Source organism: Eubacterium ramulus, from assembly GCF_003122485.1.
In the GTDB taxonomy this organism is placed as follows: domain Bacteria; phylum Bacillota; class Clostridia; order Lachnospirales; family Lachnospiraceae; genus Eubacterium_I; species Eubacterium_I ramulus_A.
In genome coordinates this window covers 1-2,573 of sequence record NZ_JRFU01000218.1, presented here as the reverse complement: position 1 = coordinate 2,573, position 2,573 = coordinate 1, and the positions used below count along the sequence as shown (strand labels likewise).

Sequence of the window (2,573 nt, the reverse complement as noted above, 5' to 3'; positions counted from 1 at the left end):
GTCGGAAGAGCTGCTACAAGACGGTTCTCGTCTGTGATCTTGCCATCTTTTAACGGTACGTTGAAATCGCATCTGCAAAGAACTCTGAGTCCTTTTACATTAATATCATCTACTGTTTTTTTATTTAATCCCATGATATTGTCTCCTTAATCCTGTTTTTCATTTTTGCAAGTGCAAATCAAAAACAGGATCCGGTCCAAAAGACCGGACCCTGCAGTGAGTCTTTGTTATACTTTATAGAGTGCCGATTATGCTAACTCTGCGAAGTATTTGATTGTACGAACCATCTGGCTTGTGTAGCTGTTCTCATTGTCATACCAGGAAACAACCTGTACCTGAGTTGTACCGTTGTCTAACGGAAGAACCATTGTCTGAGAAGCATCGAATAAAGAACCATATGTCATACCAACGATGTCAGAAGATACGATCAGGTCTTCATTGTAACCATAGGACTCGTTAGCTGCTGCTTTCATAGCTGCGTTGATCTCGTCAACTGTTACGTTTCCTTCTACTACTGCGTTTAAGATTGTTGTAGAACCTGTTGGGGTTGGAACACGCTGTGCAGCACCGATTAATTTACCGGATAACTCAGGGATAACCAGACCAATTGCTTTTGCAGCACCTGTGCTGTTCGGAACAATATTAACTGCTGCAGCACGGCTTCTTCTTAAGTCGCCTTTTCTCTGCGGTCCGTCAAGTGTCATCTGATCACCTGTGTAAGCATGGATTGTGCACATGATACCGGATTTGATCGGTACAAGGTCATTTAATGCTTTCGTCATAGGTGCAAGACAGTTTGTTGTACAGGAAGCTGCGGAGATGATTGTATCATCTTTTGTTAATGTATCATGGTTTACATTGTAAACGATTGTAGGAAGATCATTTCCTGCCGGAGCGGAAATAACAACTTTTTTAGCACCTGCATTGATATGAGCCTGTGCTTTTTCTTTGGATGTATAGAATCCGGAACACTCTAATACTACGTCTACGTCTAATTCTCCCCATGGGCAATTATTTGCGTCTGGCTCTTTGTAGATTTTGATCTCTTTACCATCTACTGTGATTGAATCTTCGCTTGCAGAAACTGTTTCAGCTTTTGCATATTTACCCTGAGAAGAGTCATATTTTAATAAGTAAGCAAGCATTTTCGGGCTTGTCAGATCGTTGATTGCAACGATATCATATCCCTCTGCGCCAAACATCTGTCTGAATGCAAGACGTCCAATACGTCCAAATCCATTAATTGCTACTTTTACTGCCATTTTTTCATTCCTCCTAGAATTAAAATGTATCCGGATCAATGCCGGTGAGTTATTTTGGATATCTCATCCAATCTGACTATATTTTAACGAATAACTATGATTTTTTCAATACTTTTCCTGCGCTTATTTTAAGTTTGTTAATTTTTTCACCAACTCATGGCATTTTTCTTCTTTTTTTAGCAAAATGTACAAGCTTACCAATTGGATATTTACTTGTTTTTATAGCAAATATCTATATTGTTTTTTTGTTTTTGTAAGATATGCACAAAACTTTTTTCTTTTTTTACATTTTTAGCCATTTTTCCTATTCAAAATGCACGTATTGGATTGACAAAAAACCTTTTTAGTGTTTATCATATTCCCAGGAGTCGCGTAACTGCGCGATTCAGAGCGTTTTGTATTATGCAAGATATAAAATACAGTCATTGAAAGGAGCTATTTTCATGCTTTGGGATACACATATGCACACTCACTTTTCCGGAGACAGTGAAGCGGATTCTTCTGCCATGGCACGCGCTGCCGTTGCAAAAAATCTCTCCGGAATCTGCATTACCGATCACCTTGATTATGATTACCCGGATGATCCGGATTTATTCATCATTGATTTTGATCAGTACAGCAAAGAAATTCATAAACTGCAGTCAGACTTTTCCGATGTTCTGACGATCAACTATGGAATCGAACTCGGACTGCAGCCACATCTGGCAAAAAAACATCACGATTTGTTACAGACAGAGGATTTTGATTTTGTAATCGGATCTTCTCACGTTGTACACGGCATTGATCCGTATTATCCTGTTTATTATGAAGGCCGCACGGAGACTGCTGCTTACCGGGAATATTTTGAATCAATTCTGGAAAATATTGCTGCATTTGATGAATTTGATGTATACGGACACATTGATTATGTGGTACGTTACGGTCCAAATAAAAATGCAGACTATACTTATAAAAAATTCAAAGATGTGATCGATGAAATTTTGCGACAGCTGGTTGCCCGTGGAAAAGGCATTGAATTGAACATGGCAGGCTTCAAATACGGGCTCGGTCATCCAAATCCTACAGAAGAAATCCTGCACCGTTATCGGGAACTTGGCGGAGAAATCATTACCGTCGGTGCAGATGGACATGCTCCGGATCAGATTGCCTGGGATTTCGAAAAAGTACCGGGAATTCTGAAAGCTGCCGGATTCGATTATTTTACCGTCTTCACGAAACGGAAACCGGAATTTATTCTGATTTGCTAAGTTTTCGGGTCAAATTTATTCAAGAATGCTCCGGCATTCTTGTTGCGAGGTGCGCGTCATGCAA

At 39.7% G+C, this 2,573-nt stretch carries 3 protein-coding genes; 1 reads left to right on the top strand and 2 read right to left on the bottom strand.

Features of this window, described 5'->3' with window-relative positions; genetic code table 11:
- The coding region (gene pgk / locus LG34_RS15815; protein WP_109216931.1) for a phosphoglycerate kinase at positions 1 to 134 on the bottom strand (134 nt) is incomplete at its 3' end.
- A 114-nt stretch (positions 135 to 248) separates the two neighbouring features.
- The gene (gap, locus tag LG34_RS15810) at positions 249 to 1,262 is read right to left on the bottom strand and encodes a type I glyceraldehyde-3-phosphate dehydrogenase (protein WP_109216930.1); all 1,014 of its coding nucleotides are present in this window, start codon (positions 1,260 to 1,262) and stop codon (positions 249 to 251) included.
- 443 nt (positions 1,263 to 1,705) lie between these two features.
- Between gap and LG34_RS15805 the strand changes: the two genes are divergently transcribed.
- Entirely contained in the window at positions 1,706 to 2,509 is an 804-nt protein-coding gene (locus LG34_RS15805) for a histidinol-phosphatase HisJ family protein (protein WP_109216929.1), read from the top strand.
- Positions 2,510 to 2,573: the final 64 nt, after the last annotated feature.

What these genes read in the sequence shown, in the direction of transcription:
- gap (WP_109216930.1), bottom strand. Translation starts at nt 1,262, where the DNA reads ATGGCAGTAAAAGTAGCAATTAATGGATTTGGACGTATTGGACGTCTT.
- LG34_RS15805 (WP_109216929.1), top strand. Translation starts at nt 1,706, where the DNA reads ATGCTTTGGGATACACATATGCACACTCACTTTTCCGGAGACAGTGAA.